Annotated in this window: 11 protein-coding genes and 1 pseudogene; 11 read left to right on the top strand and 1 reads right to left on the bottom strand. The window is 62.9% G+C overall.

From position 1 onward, the window contains the following. Window positions 1-22: 22 nt before the first annotated feature. The gene (locus ARTSIC4J27_RS20290; RefSeq protein ID WP_050057020.1) at window positions 23-2,308 is read left to right on the top strand and encodes an alpha-L-rhamnosidase; all 2,286 of its coding nucleotides are present in this window, start codon (window positions 23-25) and stop codon (window positions 2,306-2,308) included. Here the strand turns inward: ARTSIC4J27_RS20290 and ARTSIC4J27_RS20285 are convergent, their stop codons facing one another. After that, window positions 2,309-3,148, bottom strand: coding sequence for a helix-turn-helix transcriptional regulator (locus ARTSIC4J27_RS20285; protein WP_050057019.1), 840 nt, complete (start codon window positions 3,146-3,148; stop codon window positions 2,309-2,311). Between the two features lie 87 nt (window positions 3,149-3,235). Between ARTSIC4J27_RS20285 and ilvD the strand changes: the two genes are divergently transcribed. The 10 genes and pseudogenes from ilvD (at window position 3,236) to ARTSIC4J27_RS20240 (ending at window position 15,884) form a co-directional block, all read left to right on the top strand. Next, entirely contained in the window at window positions 3,236-5,101 is a 1,866-nt protein-coding gene (gene ilvD, locus ARTSIC4J27_RS20280) for a dihydroxy-acid dehydratase (protein ID WP_050057018.1), read from the top strand. A 27-nt stretch (window positions 5,102-5,128) separates the two neighbouring features. Continuing rightward, on the top strand, window positions 5,129-5,593 hold the full coding sequence (locus tag ARTSIC4J27_RS20275) for a hypothetical protein (RefSeq protein ID WP_050057017.1): 465 nt from the start codon (window positions 5,129-5,131) through the stop codon (window positions 5,591-5,593). Between the two features lie 543 nt (window positions 5,594-6,136). Further along, complete coding sequence (locus ARTSIC4J27_RS20270) at window positions 6,137-7,108, top strand: helix-turn-helix domain-containing protein (protein WP_083435574.1); 972 nt, start codon at window positions 6,137-6,139, stop codon at window positions 7,106-7,108. Window positions 7,109-7,385: 277 nt separating this feature from the next. After that, complete coding sequence (locus ARTSIC4J27_RS20265; protein WP_050057015.1) at window positions 7,386-8,777, top strand: NtaA/DmoA family FMN-dependent monooxygenase; 1,392 nt, start codon at window positions 7,386-7,388, stop codon at window positions 8,775-8,777. Between the two features lie 98 nt (window positions 8,778-8,875). Continuing rightward, a complete protein-coding gene (locus tag ARTSIC4J27_RS20260; protein ID WP_083435573.1) occupies window positions 8,876-10,459 on the top strand; it encodes an ABC transporter substrate-binding protein in 1,584 nt (527 codons plus the stop codon). A gap of 83 nt (window positions 10,460-10,542) precedes the next feature. Continuing rightward, the gene (locus ARTSIC4J27_RS20255) at window positions 10,543-11,496 is read left to right on the top strand and encodes an ABC transporter permease (protein WP_161799595.1); all 954 of its coding nucleotides are present in this window, start codon (window positions 10,543-10,545) and stop codon (window positions 11,494-11,496) included. Beyond that, window positions 11,496-12,395 carry an ABC transporter permease gene (locus ARTSIC4J27_RS20250; protein ID WP_050057012.1) on the top strand — a complete coding sequence of 300 codons (900 nt, stop codon included), beginning with the start codon at window positions 11,496-11,498 and terminating at the stop codon, window positions 12,393-12,395. Before ARTSIC4J27_RS20255 ends, ARTSIC4J27_RS20250 begins: the two co-directional genes overlap by 1 nt. Beyond that, the gene (locus ARTSIC4J27_RS20245; protein ID WP_050057011.1) at window positions 12,395-14,203 is read left to right on the top strand and encodes an ABC transporter ATP-binding protein; all 1,809 of its coding nucleotides are present in this window, start codon (window positions 12,395-12,397) and stop codon (window positions 14,201-14,203) included. Before ARTSIC4J27_RS20250 ends, ARTSIC4J27_RS20245 begins: the two co-directional genes overlap by 1 nt. A gap of 376 nt (window positions 14,204-14,579) precedes the next feature. Then, window positions 14,580-14,789: pseudogene (locus tag ARTSIC4J27_RS23625) on the top strand (TetR/AcrR family transcriptional regulator); the annotation flags it as partial. Between the two features lie 30 nt (window positions 14,790-14,819). Then, window positions 14,820-15,884: a TetR/AcrR family transcriptional regulator gene (locus ARTSIC4J27_RS20240; RefSeq protein ID WP_050057010.1), complete on the top strand. Its 1,065-nt coding sequence runs from the start codon at window positions 14,820-14,822 to the stop codon at window positions 15,882-15,884. The last annotated feature ends 375 nt before the right edge of the window (window positions 15,885-16,259 follow it).

The raw sequence follows: 16,259 nt of genomic DNA, 5'->3' as shown, positions 1-16,259 counted from the left end.
ACTGCAGAACGGAACATCCCGCATGACTTCGACTCCCTGGCACGCCGCCATGATCACCCCTGACGAAGAGTTCGACGGCGCCCCGCTGCTCCGCAAGGAATTCCGGCTGGGGGAGGGGCATGGTGCAGTGGCCAAGGCGACGCTCCGTGCCACCGCCTTCGGGGTTTACGAGGCCCTGATCAACGGCGTTCCGGTGGGTGAGGATGTGCTGAGCCCGGGCTGGAGCTCGTACGAGTGGCGGCTCCGCTACCGCAGCTACGACGTGACGGCCCTGGTGGGGCCTTCAACTGTCATAGGGGTTTCACTGGGCAACGGCTGGTACCGCGGGCGGCTGGCCTGGCACGGCATGTCCAACCTTTACGGCCATGAGCTGGGCTTCTTCGGGCAGCTGGACATCGAATTCGAGGACGGGCACGTCCAGACCGTGGCTTCGGATACCTCCTGGCAGTCCGGCCCCTCCGCTACCACCGTCAATGACCTTTACGACGGCCAGACCATTGACGCCCGCCGGAACCAGCCCGGCTGGGCGGAGCCGGGCTTCGACGCCGGCACCTGGGCCGGCGTGCGCACGCTGAAGTTCGACGCCGGCCGGCTGGCTGAGCCGGTGGGCCCGCCGGTAGGGCGCACCGCCGTCGTCAAACCCCGGGAAATCTTTACCTCGCCCGGCGGAAAGACGCTGGTGGACTTCGGCCAGAACCTGGTGGGCTGGCTGCGGTTCACGGTCCAGGGGGAGGCGGGGCAGATCATCACCGTGCGCCACGCCGAAGTGCTGGAGGACGGCGAGCTGGGCGTCCGTCCGCTGCGGTCCGCCAAGGCCACGGACACGTTCATCCTGTCCGGCGGTGCGGACTTCTTCGAGCCCACCAAAACGTTCCACGGCTTCCGCTACGCCGAAATTACCGGCTGGCCGGGCACACTCACCGTGGACTCGCTCGAGGCGGTGGTGGTGCATTCCGAGCTGGAGCGCACCGGCACCTTCGAGTGCTCCAACGAACTGGTGAACCAGCTGCACCGCAACATCGTGTGGGGACTGCGGGGCAATTTCCTGGACCTGCCCACCGACTGCCCGCAGCGCGACGAGCGGCTCGGCTGGACGGGCGACATCGCCGTCTTCGCCCCCACCGCGGCCTTCCTCTACGACGTCAAGGGCTTCCTGCAGGACTGGCTCCTGGACCTGGCCGCCGAGCAGAAGGCGGCGGACGGCCTGGTGCCCATCACCGTGCCGGACGCGCTGAAGTACTGCCCGCAGCCGCCTGGGTTCCCCGCGCCGGAATCGTCAGCGCTCTGGAGCGAAGCCTCGGTCTGGGTGCCGTGGGCGCTGTGGGAGGCTTACGGCGACCTCACCGTGCTCCAGCACCAGTACGAATCCATGACCTCACACACCCGCCGGGTGGCGGGCCTGCTGTCTCCCACCGGACTGTGGGACCAGGGCTTCCAGTTCGGCGACTGGCTGGACCCGGACGCCGAACCGGACAAGCCGTGGGACGCGAAGGCGGACACCGGCGTTGTAGCCACCACGTGCCTGTTCCGCACCGCGACCATCACGGCCCAAACGGCCCGGCTGCTGGGGCACTACGACGACGCCGAATACTTCGAGCAGCTGGCCGCACGGGTCCAGGCGTCGTACTTGGAGCATTACGTGGCCGCCGACGGCACCATCCGCAGCGACTGCACCACCGTCTATGCGCTGGCCATTGCCTTCGGGATCCTGCCCAGCGCGGAACACGTCGAGTTCGCGGGGGAGCGCCTGGCCGAGCTGGTCCGGAAGAACAACTACCGGGTGTCCACCGGCTTCGCGGGCACCCCGTTCATCACCGGCGCGCTCACGGACACGGGCCACAGTGAGGAGGCGTACCGCCTGCTGCTGGAGGAGGGCTGCCCGTCCTGGCTGTACCCGGTGACCATGGGGGCCACCACCGTGTGGGAGCGGTGGGACTCCATGCTTGAGGACGGCACCATCAACCCCGGCGAGATGACCAGTTTCAACCACTACGCCCTGGGCGCGGTGGCCGACTGGCTGCACAAGACTGTGGGCGGCATCAGCCCGCTCGCCCCCGGTTACACCAAGGTGCGGATCGCGCCCGTGACGGGCGAGGGCATCGACTGGGCCAAGACCTCCCTGAAGACGCCGCACGGTACCGTCCGCGTGGAATGGAAGCACGACGGCGGCGCGTTCCGCCTCGAGGCGACGGTACCCGGGGGAGTGGAGGCCGACGTCGTACTTCCGGGTGGCGGGCAGCGCACCGTCGGTGCCGGCACGCACAGCTTCAGGGTGCCAGCCGCGCTGGCTGTCCCGACGGGAGCGTAGCTATTCGCCCGCTGAGAGGAGCCGCTGGATCTGTTCCGCGGCGTCGCTGTCCGGCGCCGGGGTGTAGACCACAAGGTGGAGGTCCGGCCGGTCCGAGGGCGACACCTGGTGGTGTTCCAGCCGGAGCACGCCCACCGAAGGGTGGTGGAAGAGCCGTTCGCGGGATTCGAAACCGAGGATGTCGTACCGGTCCCAGCCTTCCTTGAACTCAGGACTGGTCTCCTTGAGCCGCTCCACCTGGTAAGCCACGTCCGGATCGCCGAGCCGCTGACCTGCTTCTGCCCGGAACTCGGCAAGGAACCGCCTGCTGGTGACGTCCCAGTCGGGGAGCAGCTCCCGGACGTACGGGTCGGTGAAAACCAGCCACAGCAGGTTCCGCTCCGGGGCGGCAACGTTGGCGATGTTCGGATACAGCGCGGCGTAGGCCCTGTTCCAGCCGGTGACGCTCCAGTCCGGTGCGAGCGCGAAGGCGGGGTTGGGGCCGAGCGCGTCGAGGAGCCGCTGGATGTGCGCGGGCGCGTCGGCAGCCACCGGCCCCGCTGTGACCGGCGCCGAATACCCGCCCAGTGACAGGACGTAGGAACGTCCCGTTTCCGAGAGGTGCAGGGTCCGGGCCACGGCTTCAAGGACTTCGCGGGAGGGCCTGATGTCCCGGCCCTGCTCCAGCCATGTGTACCAGGTGACGCTGACCCCGGAAAGGAAGGCCACTTCCTCCCGCCGCAGCCCTCTCTCCCGACGGCGGGCGACGGGCGGCAATCCGTACTCGGACCGCAGTGCCTGGTCCCGGCGTGCCCGCAGGAACAGGCCCAGTTCCTTGCGTCTCTCCCCGGCCTCTTTCACGGCAACTAACACTAGTACTCTGTTACTCCTACTACTAGTATCAGCACTGTCTTCCGCCTGTGCTTCGGGGACGGCAGGATCGATAGCATGCCTGCACTTCGCTCTAAAACTGTCACCCATGGCCGCAACATGGCCGGCGCCCGCGCACTGCTGCGCGCTTCCGGCGTCGCCAACTCGGACATCGGCAAGCCGATCATCGCCGTCGCCAACTCCTTCACGGAGTTCGTCCCGGGGCACACCCACCTCGCCCCCGTAGGCCGGATCGTCTCCGACGCGATCCTCGCCGCCGGTGCCGTGCCGCGCGAGTTCAACACGATCGCCGTCGACGACGGCATCGCGATGGGCCACAGCGGCATGCTGTACTCGCTGCCTTCCCGCGACCTGATTGCCGACTCGGTGGAGTACATGGTCAACGCTCACTGCGCCGACGCCCTGGTGTGCATCTCCAACTGCGACAAGATCACCCCGGGCATGCTCATGGCCGCGCTGCGCCTGAACATCCCCACCGTGTTTGTTTCCGGCGGCCCCATGGAGGCCGGCCGCGTAACCCTGACCGACGGCTCCGTGCGCTCGCTGGACCTGGTGAACGCGATTGCCGACGCCGTGGATGAATCCATTTCCGATGCTGACATCAACCTCATCGAGGAGAACGCCTGCCCCACCTGCGGTTCCTGCTCCGGCATGTTCACCGCCAACTCCATGAACTGCCTCACCGAGGCCATCGGCCTGTCCCTGCCGGGCAACGGCTCCGTGCTGGCGACCCACACCGCGCGGAAGGCGCTGTACGAGAAGGCCGGTTCCACCGTCGTCGAGCTGGTGGAGCGCTATTACGACGGCGATGACGCCTCCGTGCTGCCGCGCTCCATCGCCACCGCGAAGGCGTTCGACAACGCCATGGCCCTGGACATCTCCATGGGCGGCTCCACCAACACCATCCTGCATCTGCTGGCCGCGGCGCAGGAGGCGGGCGTGGAGTACGGACTGGCCGAGATGGACGCCAAGTCGCGCCAGGTTCCGTGCCTGGCGAAGGTGGCCCCGAACGTGGCCAAGGACAAGACCTATTACATGGAGGACGTGCACCGGGCCGGCGGCATCCCTGCACTGCTGGGCGAGCTGAACCGCGGCGGGCTCCTGCACAAGGACGTCCACTCGGTGCACTCTGAGGACCTGGACGGCTGGCTGGATGACTGGGACATCCGCGGCGGCAAGGCTACGGAAGAAGCAAAGGCGCTGTGGCATGCGGCTCCCGGCGGCGTCCGTTCCTCCACCGCGTTCTCCCAGTCGAACGAGTGGACGTCCCTGGACACCGACGCTGCGGAAGGCTGCATCCGCTCCGTGGAGCATGCGTACTCCAAGGACGGCGGACTGGCCGTGCTCCGCGGGAACGTGGCCGTCGACGGCGCCGTGGTGAAGACGGCCGGTGTGGACGAATCCATCTGGATCTTTGAAGGCCCGGCCGTGGTGTGCGAGTCCCAGGACGAAGCCGTGGAAAAAATCCTGAACAAAGGCGTCAAGGAAGGCGACGTGGTGGTCATCCGCTACGAGGGCCCGCGGGGAGGTCCTGGCATGCAGGAAATGCTGTATCCGACGTCGTTCCTCAAGGGCCGCGGCCTGGGCAAGAAGTGCGCCCTCATCACGGACGGCCGCTTCTCCGGCGGCACCTCGGGCCTGTCGATCGGGCACATTTCCCCGGAGGCTGCCTCCGGCGGCGCGATCGCCCTCGTGGAGGACGGGGACATCATCAGCATCGACATCACGCAGCGCTCCCTCCAGCTGCAGGTCTCCGACGAGGTCCTCGCCGAACGCCGCGAAAAGCTGGAGGCCAATGGCGGGTACAAGGCCAAGAACCGGGACCGCTATGTTTCCCCCGCCCTGCGCGCCTACGCGGCCATGGCCCTGTCTGCCGACAAGGGTGCGGTGCGGGACGTCTCGCTGGTGGAGAACCTCGTGTAGGCTGCGCTGGAACTTACAGGAGGACGTATGCCGTACACCGTAGATTTCAAGAACGTCTCCACCGTTGGCGTGGAATCGTCACCGGTGGCCGAGGCGCTCGCCGGGCTCCGGGCCAACGAGGCGCGGTACTACAAGAACAAGTACGACCATGATTTCACCGTCCTCCCCGCCGACGAGGCGCCGGAGACGGTGGCGTACGTGCACAACATCCTCTCCGCCGAGCGCAACCTGGTCATCGCGTCCCGTCCACTCGAAGTGTCTTCCTTCGAAGTGGACGGGCTGCGGATGGCGTACGTGTTCTATGAGTCCGGCCTGGCCATCAATGTGATGTACGGCCTCGAGGAAGGCGGGAAACGGGCAGTCGGGTTCAAGCTCTCCGACGGCATGGACGTGCCCGAGGAACTGGCGTCAAGCTTCAAGTTTGCGCGCCAGAAGTCGAAGCTGGCGGGCGTGATTCGGGGTTCCTACTTCGTTATCAAGGGTGAGTACTGAAGCGGGCGATGCTGAGGTACGGGCTGGGTCTGGAGTGGCTTTTGCCTGCTGCATCAGGCGGCAGCAAGCGTCCTTTTCCATGATCACTCCAAACGGCACCTCCGAGGTGACTTCTACGGAGAACTGCCAGTAATCGTGACGCGTGACGAGGATCCCAGAGGAGCCGTGCAATAAGGCCGTGGCCGCATCGAACGCGGTGGTCAGGGCCCTGGCAGTTGTAAGGACGACAAATGAGCCATTTGCGATGCTGGAATCGTAGTCAAGAATGATGCTACGGTAGGCCGGAGGGGAAGCGGCTGGCATCCGCTGATGGGTGCCACCGCTTCCTGAGATGTGCACAAAACCAGAGCCATGGACACGGCTTGGCGCTAACTATCGGCGCATGTTTCACCTCAACGCGTTTCATCGGAGGCCTAGCTGAGACTACTAAATACGCCGGAACGGAGCGCCTTGCCTAAGCGGGCCTCAACCGGAAGACACGTTGCCAGTGGATCACCCCACAAGGTTGCCTCTCTGAACGTTCGACAGCTGTGCGAAGTGTTAATGGAATATGGACTCGATCCAGCTCCTTCGTTGCGCGCTGCTAACCTGTCCCCGGACGTTATCGATGTGCCGGGCGGAAAAATTGGCTGGAACCAGGAACTGGTATTCCAGGAACACTTCGCCTCACAAACATCGGAACAACCTGAGATATGGGTCGAGGCTGCCCGACGGTACACGCCCCATATGTTGGGAGAGTTCGGGCTGGCTATGATCACGGCGCCGACTTTGCGGCATTTCCGCAATTTAGGTACAAGGTTGGGATACGGAGTCGGGCGTTATGTCGCATTTGACATCGATCCGTTCTGGACGGGCTATGAATTCAGGCTACCGCATCATATTGGCCCAACGACCGCGTTTTTTCGTTTCACCATAATCAACGAGATCATCACCGGAGTGATGCTTTACAACGACATCTGGCAAGGTCCGCTCCCCTTCGAGCGAGTGGAGGTCCCCATTGACCCGTTGCCTGTCGCCCTCACAAAAGCTGTGGAGGCGCCCCTGGTATCATGCCGCGGATCTGGTCTCCGCTGGGTCTGGCACACAAGCCTGCTGGACACTCCTCTGCCGCGTTCCAACCAGATGGTCCATCAAGAGTACGTGACGCGACTCGAGCGGTCCCGGCTGAGCTGGACAAACCCGGTACAGCTCCACGACAAAGTATCTGCGCTACTCGCGCAGCCGGGCAACGCCGGTCTCAATCTAGGGCAGATATCCGCAAAGTTGGCAATCCCCGCGCGGACGTTGCAGCGCCACCTCAGCGAGGCGAATATCAGTTTCCGCGCTCTTCGGGATGAGGTGCGGATGCGTGAAGGTTCCGACCTGCTCACCTTCACCGATCTAACCGTCTCTGAGATCGCGAGACAGGTCGGATATAGCGAAGTCGCCAGCTTTAGCAATGCCTTCCGCCGCTGGACCGGCCACAGCCCCAGTGAGTTCCGGTCTGGCTCCACTGTCAGTGAAATCGATTTCTAAGTCAAAAACCAGCCTCATGGGATTTGCAAGGACACGGGAGCAGGCTCTGTCGCGCCCCGTTGTTCTGCGCGATGGATCTATAAAAACTTTTTTGGCGCGATTGAACAACTTAAACGACATCATTGCGATAACGCTGCGTGGCCATGCCTCTATACAGTCCTATTACGCGATCTCCCGTCGCCTGGGCATCTGACATTCCCGGCCGCCCCTGAATGACCCGCTGGCGTGGCCAGGTCGCGTGCCCCGCGCTCTGCCGCATCTGCGGAAAGGACTTTCTATGACAGTAAAACAGATGATTCTTGGTATGGAGTTAGGCAATTTGTCCGGCACCCAGCCTGACTCGTGGCGTGCACCAGGAGTGGACCCCGTCGAGTACTTGGACTACGACACGCGGATCAGGTACGCCCAGGCGGCAGAGCGAGGCAAACTCCAGTTCCTCTTCTTCCCCAACGGCCCCTATCACGAAGTAAAAGACTTTGAGCATTATGGGCCTGATATGACACCTGATGTCATGATTCACATGGCCATTCTTGCGCGGGCGACCGATCGAATCGGGTTCGTGGCAAGCGCATCGACGACGTACAACCACCCGTATTCTCTGGCGCAGCAGCTGAAGACCGTCGATTACATCAGTCATGGGCGCGCGGCCTGGAATGCGGTGGCATCCGGTTATCCTGATGTCGCTGCGAACTACGGGTCCGAAGTGCTGTCTGGTGAGGACCGCTATGGGCGGGCCCGGGAGAGTATCGAACTGGTTCAGTCGTTGTGGGCGAGTTGGGGCCGCGAGGCGTGGGTTCACGACCAGGAGACCGGGGAGTACACGAGGCCCGGTGAGGTCGCGCCCGTCAGCTTTGAAGGCAAATACGTGAACTCACGGGGGCCTCTTTATATCCCGCCCTCTGAACAGGGCCAGCCCGTCATCGTGCAGTCCGGCCTTGGAGATAACTCCTTCGCACTCGCCGGACGCTACGCGGATCTCGCCGTCGGCCTCGCGTCCTCGATCGAGGAGGCAGGGGCCTGCCGGGAAACGATCCGCCGGTACGCGGCCGAAGCGGGACGGGACCCCGACGAGGTGAAGTACGTGGCCGGGTTTAGTCCCACCATCGGCCCGACCAAGCGAGAGGCACTTGACCGGCGAGCATCGCTCGTAGCTTCACGCCTACCCCAGTGGTTGCCGCAACTGGGCGAACTGCTTGGGGTGCCGCTGAGCATGGCTGACCTGGACCGGGTCCTGCAGCCGTCTGAGTTCGGCGCGCTCCGCGCCCCTAACCCTGACGCACCAGGCTGGATTCAGGCGCGCAGCATTCGAGCGCACGCCCTCGCAAGCGAGGGGTGGAGCGTCCGCGACATCCTCGCCCAAGGTGTCTTCGCCGAGCATCCCACGAAGGTCGGAACCGCGACCGAAGCAGCCGATCACATGCAGGAATGGTTCGAGTCAGGTGCCATCGACGGATTCTGGCTATGCATTGACGTGTACCGGGACGGCATCGACGCCTTCGTCGACCAGGTCATCCCGATCCTGCAGGATCGCGGGCTGTTCCACCGGGACTATGAAGGCACCACCCTCCGCGAACATCTCGGAGCTCGCGACCAATACGGCCCGGACTACCGAGTCGCCCAGACAGCGAAACCGCAACCCGTGCTGACACACCTCGCGGGGCGTCCATAACGGCCGGACGGGTTCGGACCACACATGGTCATCTCCCACATCTCCCTTGTAGAAGCGTCACCGAAAACGCTTGCTCCACTCAAAACTGAAGGATAATCATGACCCGTTCATCTACATCGACAAGGATTGCTTTTGGCCGTCGTCGCTTGGCTGCTGCGGCCGCCGTTGGCGTCCTTGTGCTTACGGGAGTTGGCACCCTGACGGGATGCACCCCGGGAGCATCCAGCTCGGACACGTCCACCTCGGCGGATAGTAATGGCGTACTCCGGGTCGGGGTGCTCGGCGTTGGGAGCACGGAAACCCTGAATCCGACGCATATGGACGCCGACGTGAGTATCGCGCGGGCTTTCCAGATCTTCGAGCCGCTGGTGCGGATGGGCACCGGCGACAAGATTGTCGAGAACGTGCTGGCTGAGTCGCTCATTCCAAACGGGGACGGATCAGTCTGGACGTTGAAGCTCCGAAGTGGCGTGACGTGGCATGACGGCACCCCGCTCACGGCCGATGATGTCATCTACACGACGAACTACAACGTCGAGAAAGTGACCTGGGCCTTTAATTTGTGGTCAAACGTGGATCGCGCCAACCTTAAGAAGGTCGATGATCTGACCTTGGAGATCCCGCTCACCGCGCCGAACTTCCTGTACCCAGAGTCACTTGTCGACATTAATGCACTGATCATCAAGGACGGGACGACGAGTTTCGAACACCCGGTCGGTACCGGGCCGTTCAAGTTCAAGTCCTTTACACCGGGCCAGCAGTCAACGTTCGTGCGGAACGACGACTACTGGGACGGTGCTCCGAAGCTGGCCTCGGTCGAGATTGATTCCATCAATGATGAAACGACTCGTGTGAACGCACTTATGTCCGGCCAGGTTGACGCGATTTCCGGCGTTCCGTTCAGCGGGATCCCGCAGCTTGAAGGGGCCGGACTCACAGTTTCCAATCAGCCGTCAGGAAGCTGGGTGGGTATCCGCATGAACACCAAGATGAAGCCCTTTGACGACCCTCGGGTGCGGGAGGCGATGCGCCTTCTTATTGATCGTGAGCAGGTGGTGAGCAACGCCTACGGCGGCAACGCGACGATTGGAAACGATCTGTTCGGCTGGTTCGATCCCAGCTTCGCGAAGCTGCCCCAGCTCACCTACGACCCGGAACGTGCGCGAGAACTGCTTAGGGAAGCCGGTTACGAAAACCTGACCCTGACGTTGCCGACGACGAACATCGGCCCGGGTACCAGCGAAATGGTCACGCTCTTCGCCGCGTCGGCAGCCAAAGCTGGGGTCACGATCAACGTCAAGCAGACGCCGGCCGCGGAGTTCTACGCGATCCCGCAGAACGACAAGCAGTGGTCCCCGACAGTCTGGGGAGGTCGCCCCATCGCCTCCCAGATCAACAGTAGGATGAGCCGGAAGTCGATCGACGCGGGACTGAGCGAAACAAGCTGGGGCGACTCTGACTTCCTGAGTGCGTACGAGGCTGCAATCTCGACAAGCGACCCCGCTATCCAGCGGACACATCTCATCGAAGCTCAAACCAAAATGTACAACGACGGCCCCTACATCATTCCCGCGTTCTACAACATCGTCACCGCCAGCTCGGAGAGTGTCACCGGATTCCAGACCAATATGCGTTCGCCGTTCGGCGATTATGACTTCACCGACGTGACGGTGAATAAATGACGACCACGGTGACTACGCCCCCGGCGGCCACGCCCCCGGTAACGAGGACCGGACGGCGCGGCCCGGGGTCCTTGCCTCCGCTTGTGCGTTATGTGCTGGTGCGGATCGGTACTGGTGTGGTGACTCTGTTGGCGGTATCTGTTCTGGTGTTTTTTGGTGCGAATCTGCTTCCAGGGAATGCGGCGGAGGTTGCCTTGGGGGTTAACGCCGGCGATCCCGCCGCGCTTCAGGCCGCGCTGCAGGCGGCGGGGTTGGATCAGCCCGTCGTGGTGCGGTACTGGGGCTGGCTTACGGGGCTGCTGCAAGGGGATCTGGGAGTGTCGATGGTGACCCATCAGCCGGTCGCGGATCTTGTGGGATCACGGTTGGGGAATACCCTGGTTCTCACCGGGTGTTTGTTGATACTGCTCGTCCCGGTGGCATTGGCGCTGGGTACTTGGTCCGCGATGTTGAAAGACACGATGATCGATCGTGTCGTGGGCACCAGCACGATGTGGTTCTTATCGACGCCGGAGTTCGTCGTCGGGACGTTCCTGGTAGTCATCTTCGCGAGCTGGCTCAAAGTCCTGCCGAGCGTTTCGCTCCTGAACCCAAGGATGACGGCGTTGGAGCAACCGAACCTTCTCGTGCTTCCGGTGCTGACGATGCTGATAGTGGGTGCCGGTCAGGTGACTCGCTTGGTGCGGGCGTCGACTATTGATGTGCTGCAGTCCGATTTCGTGCAGATGGCGGTGCTCCGGGGAGTGCCGAGCCGCACCCTCCTCCTCCGTCACGTGTTGCCGAACTCGCTGGGACCCTCGGTGCAGGTACTGGGTCTGGCGATGGGGTCACTCATCGGTGGTGTGGTCGTGATCGAGACCGTTTTCAACTACCCGGGTGTGGGAACGATGCTCGTCCAGGCAGTCTCCACCCGCGACATCACGACCGTGGCCAGCCTCACAATCCTGCTCAGCGCCGCGTACATCCTCAGCAACCTGGCCGCCGATCTGGTGGCAATGGTCCTCAACCCGCAACTCCGCCGGGGAGGTGCTTTCTGATGACGACCCTGTCCAAGAACGCGTCCACCACGTCCAGCACCCGCCCCGTACCGTTGCGGCGGGCAGGGCGGGCGTTGCGGAATGTGCTCCGGCTCGCCACGGGAACGGTGAGCGGACGGTTCGGTGTAGCTGCCATGGCGGTGATCCTGATCGTTGTCATCGTTGGTCCTTTCCTTGCGCCGTACGGCATCACGGAAGTGGTGGGGCGCCCTTTCGCACCCCTGAACGCCACATATCTCCTGGGTACCGACTACCTCGGACGCGATGTCCTCAGCCGGTTCCTGCACGGCGGAGCCACCCTGATCATGCTGTCCTTGCTGGCACCCCTCATCTCGTTGATCATTGGAGGCTTGGTCGGCACCCTCGCCGGTTCGATCGGTGGCAGAGTCGATCTCGTCATAACGTGGATCGTCGATGTCGTGCTGTCGTTGCCGTCCATGATCCTCGCACTGCTCATCTTGGCCAGCCTTGGCACCGGCCCCGGGCCGTCGCTTGTCGCGCTGACGGTCGTGCTCGTGCCCGGCGCGATCCGGGTGGCGCGCGCGGCAACCCTGGATGCGGCCTCTTCTGATTACGTGGAGGCGGCGCTGGCACGCGGCGAGAACCGACTCGCTGTCGCCGTACGGGAGATCCTGCCGAACACCCGCTCCGTACTGGCCGCCGATTTCGGTGCACGGGTGGGCTATGCAGCACTCATCTACGCAGGACTTAGTTTCCTCGGTGTCGGCCAATCGCCTCCGGCGGCGGACTGGGGCCTCATGATCAACGAAAACCGGATCGGTCTTCTCACTCAGCCCATCTCAGTCGTGGTGCCGGCGGTGGCCATCGCGCTCTTCACAGTATCCGTCACCACAGTTTCCGATTCAATTGCCCGTTCCGTGGGCGGAAGGACCCGATAATGAGCGCTCCCGCACCCCAACTACCCATCGGCGCCAGACCTGTCGAAGAACCTGTACTGCAGGTGCATGGCCTTCGGATCGAGACCGAGCACGGCATCGAGATCGTCGATCAGATCAGCTTCGAGGTCTCTCGAGGCGAAATCTTCGCCCTCGTCGGAGAATCCGGTTGCGGTAAGTCCAGTGTCGCCCTGGGGCTTCTCGGCTTCGCACGCACCGGGGCACGGATCAGCGCCGGCGGAATCCGAGTCGGCGACATCGATATGGCCACCCTCGACGCCCAGCGCTTGCGGACCGTTCGCGGTTCACGGATCAGCTACGTGCCACAAGACCCCAGCAAGGGCCTCAGCCCCCGCCGCACAATCATCTCGCAAATGATCGAGACACTCACCGTGCACGGTGTGGAAATGAACGAGGCGCGTACCAGATGCATCCAAGCAGTTCGGGAAGTGGAACTCCCCGCCGACGAAAGCTTCATTAACCGCTACCCGTTCGAGCTCTCCGGAGGCCAACAGCAGCGCATCCTGATCGCGATGGCTTTGGTGGGACGACCCAGCGTGATCGTGCTCGACGAACCGACGACCGCGCTGGACGCGACGTCCCAGAAAAAGATCATTGAACTCGTCTCCAAACTCGCGGCACGACGCGAGTCCGCATTCGTCTACGTCACCCACGACCTCGCGGTGGTTCAAGAGATCGCGCACAGGGTCGGCGTCATGTACTCCGGACGACTCGTCGAAGTAGGCTCCTGCACGCAGATCTTCCGCGACCCCACGCACCCCTATACCGCCGAACTATTGAATTCGGTGCCCAGCGTCATCACTCGCCGGGCCATCAAGGGGATCCCAGGCACAGCCGCACAGCCGGGCGAGCGCCCGAGCGGATGCTTCTTCCGCACCCGCTGCCCGGCCGCGACAGAAATGTGCGCTGAACACTTTCCTGCAGCTGCCCCTGCCCACGGCGACGGATACATCCGATGCTTCCACCCCCACTCCGTCAAGGTAGAAGTGAGAAACCGGGAGGAGATGGTCAACCCCGACACCGATGTGCCCGAACTCGAGGTCCGCAACCTCATCGCGACCTACGGGCACGGTGCCCGTCGAAACGTGGCCGTAGAGGACGTCAGCTTCAGCATCGGCAGCGCCGATTGCGTCGCGATCGTCGGAGAATCAGGCAGCGGGAAGTCCACCACAGGCCGGTGCATCGCCGGTCTGCACCTGCCCTCGGACGGGCAGATACTCTTCCGCGGGGAGCCGCTCCCGAAGCAGGCGAAAGACCGCACCCGTGAACAACTCCAACAGGTGCAGATCGTCTTCCAAAACCCCGACCGCTCACTCAACCCCTCACACACCGTCCGATCCATCATCGGACGTCCCTTGGAAATGCTCGGCGAAACACGCGCCACAACCGGCGAACTCACCGAACTGCTCGAACGAGTACAACTCTCATCCCGAGTCCTCGGAAAATACCCCAGCCAACTCTCCGGTGGAGAAAAACAACGCGTCGCAATCGCTCGAGCCCTCGCCGCCCGCCCCAGCATCATCATCTGCGACGAAGTCACCTCCGCACTCGACGTCTCCGTGCAAGCCACAATCGTCAACCTCCTCGACGAACTGCGCCAGAGCGGCGTCTCGCTCCTGTTCATCACGCACAACCTCGGAGTCGTAAGAAACCTCGCCAACCGCGCCATCGTCATGAAAGACGGACAAATCGTCGAACAGGGCAACACCGCAACGATCTCCGGAAACGCCAAGCACCCTTACACCCAAGCTCTCTACGATGCCGTGCCAGAGATGCGATTGACCGTTTAACAAACCGGGCAGGAACCCGGCCAACAGCAGCCAAGCACCAACAAGGTGGCACGAACCCTGGTCGAGTCGATCTCACGCTCGGGGCCGCAGGCATCCGGCGCCGCGACAACATGTTCGCGTCATGAAGTTCTTCGTCAGTGGTGATCTGCTCCAACGACTAGCTGATTCCTGGCCCGAATCTTTGGTGATGACCATGCGATACGATGGCTTTTGCCTGGATTGGGCCAGCGACGTGCGGACCTGACCGCTGCGTCCAGGACGCTTCGTATCTTGGAGAAAAGATGGATCGCACTGCTGAGAAATGCCCCCACCTTCAGCCTTGCGGCCGGACTTCCTGTATTCCTCACCTGCTCGTAGGAGACATGGCGGGTGAGTTGTGACCAATCGCCCTCGTACTGCAGCGCGAAAACGCCGACCTGGCCGCCCACAGGGAGCAGTTTGGGAGGAGACTCGCAGCCGAATCCTCGAAACGTCCCTCGGACGGTTTTCTACCGGAGGGTTTGGGGATACCGCGGTCAGTGCTCTGGCGAGCGACGCTGGTGTCGCCTCTGCGCTCATCTACTATTACTTTGGCTCCAAGAGTGGATTGTTCCAATCTGTCGTTGAGACTGCGCGGATGCGACTCAAAGAGCGGGTAATCGGGCCCATCCTCGCCGTGGTCGCCCACCAGGGGTCCTTAGAGGCGCGCCTGACCACGCTCGTGAGCGTCCTCGCTCACCGCGGAAGGGACGACATCGGACTTCACAGGCTCATCCTCGCCGGGGATCTCGAGGCGGATATCCCCGAAGTGCTCGCGGTCCGGGAAACCATCGGTGAAGACATCCAGCGTCTGTATTGGGCGGTCGCAGGCCTGAATGAGCACGGCCCGGAAAACGACAGGGAGCGCCAGCTCGTCTCCACTATCGAACTCTTGGTCCTCGGGATCTGGTTGTTTGGGATGCGCAGGCAGGGCGTAGAGCGCCTCCCGATCGTCGTCCAGGCATTCATGGACTTTCTTGCCGGGACCCTCTTCGAGGCCGGCGTTGAGGACGAGCCGCAGGGGGGCGCGGAAACGCGCCAGGAGGCGCGGACCTCTTCCGAATTACTCGATGGTGATGCCGCACTCGAGGAACGTCTGGCATCAATCGCACTACATCGATTTGCATCGAGCGGCTACGGGAAGACCTCCTTGAAGGAGATCGCATCGTTGGCCGGGGTGACCACCGGCGCAATTTTCCATTACTTCGGCTCCAAGACGGGCCTCTATCGTATGGCGGGCGCTCTCGGGATCCAACGAATGGTTGACCGATCTGCATATTCAATCGCCTTGGCCGACATACGTGGTAAAGGCAGCCAGCGCGAGCGCGTAAAGGCGCACTTCCAATCAATAGCCGCCACAATGGAGGACCTCGTCGACAACCACTGGATGGGGTTGCGGGTTCAGGTCGATGCGGAACTTTATCCCGCGTTGGTTGAGATGCGGGACGAGTGGGCGGACGCCCTTGAGCAGCACTACCGCTCGGTCACGGGAGGCGGTGAGCCCTCCTCCGGTTCAGGAGAGGGAGCGCCGGTCCAAGAGCCTTTGCCTGTGCTCCTGGACGTGCTTACACTCGGGACGTCCTGGTTTACTGTCCGCCACGGGACTGATGCAGCCAAGTCCGCGCTCCTGGGCCTCGAGCGACTAATCGATGGGCAGGTCTGACGTTTTCCAGGCGTTACACCGAATCTTTAAAACCGTTTGGTGGTCGCTTATGTTGGGCGGGTTCCAACCGTCGTCGCAACGGTTAGTTTTGACAAAGGCCGTTGGCTTGATCACGTCTACTGCTCCACGGCGCACTGTCGTTGGTAGGCCAAATGGCCAGCCTGGGCACGGCACTCCGTTTGTGCGGGCTAGTCTTTAAATACATCCGACAAGGCCTGTCCAAACTTAGTGGCCGGTCAATTTGTGCGCTCAAGGGCTGGTCAATAGGGGCTGGAAGGACTCTTGGGACGGCATCAACTTCACTGGCGGCCGGGTCTCCATGGGTCAGGACAGTGGTGACAAACGGACAAGGTCATCGGAACTAACCACGTGCAC

The sequence above is a fragment of the Pseudarthrobacter siccitolerans genome (assembly GCF_001046895.1).
Taxonomy (GTDB): domain Bacteria; phylum Actinomycetota; class Actinomycetes; order Actinomycetales; family Micrococcaceae; genus Arthrobacter; species Arthrobacter siccitolerans.
The sequence above is the reverse complement of the archived record's forward strand: the minus strand, read 5'-3'. Positions and strand labels throughout refer to the sequence as shown.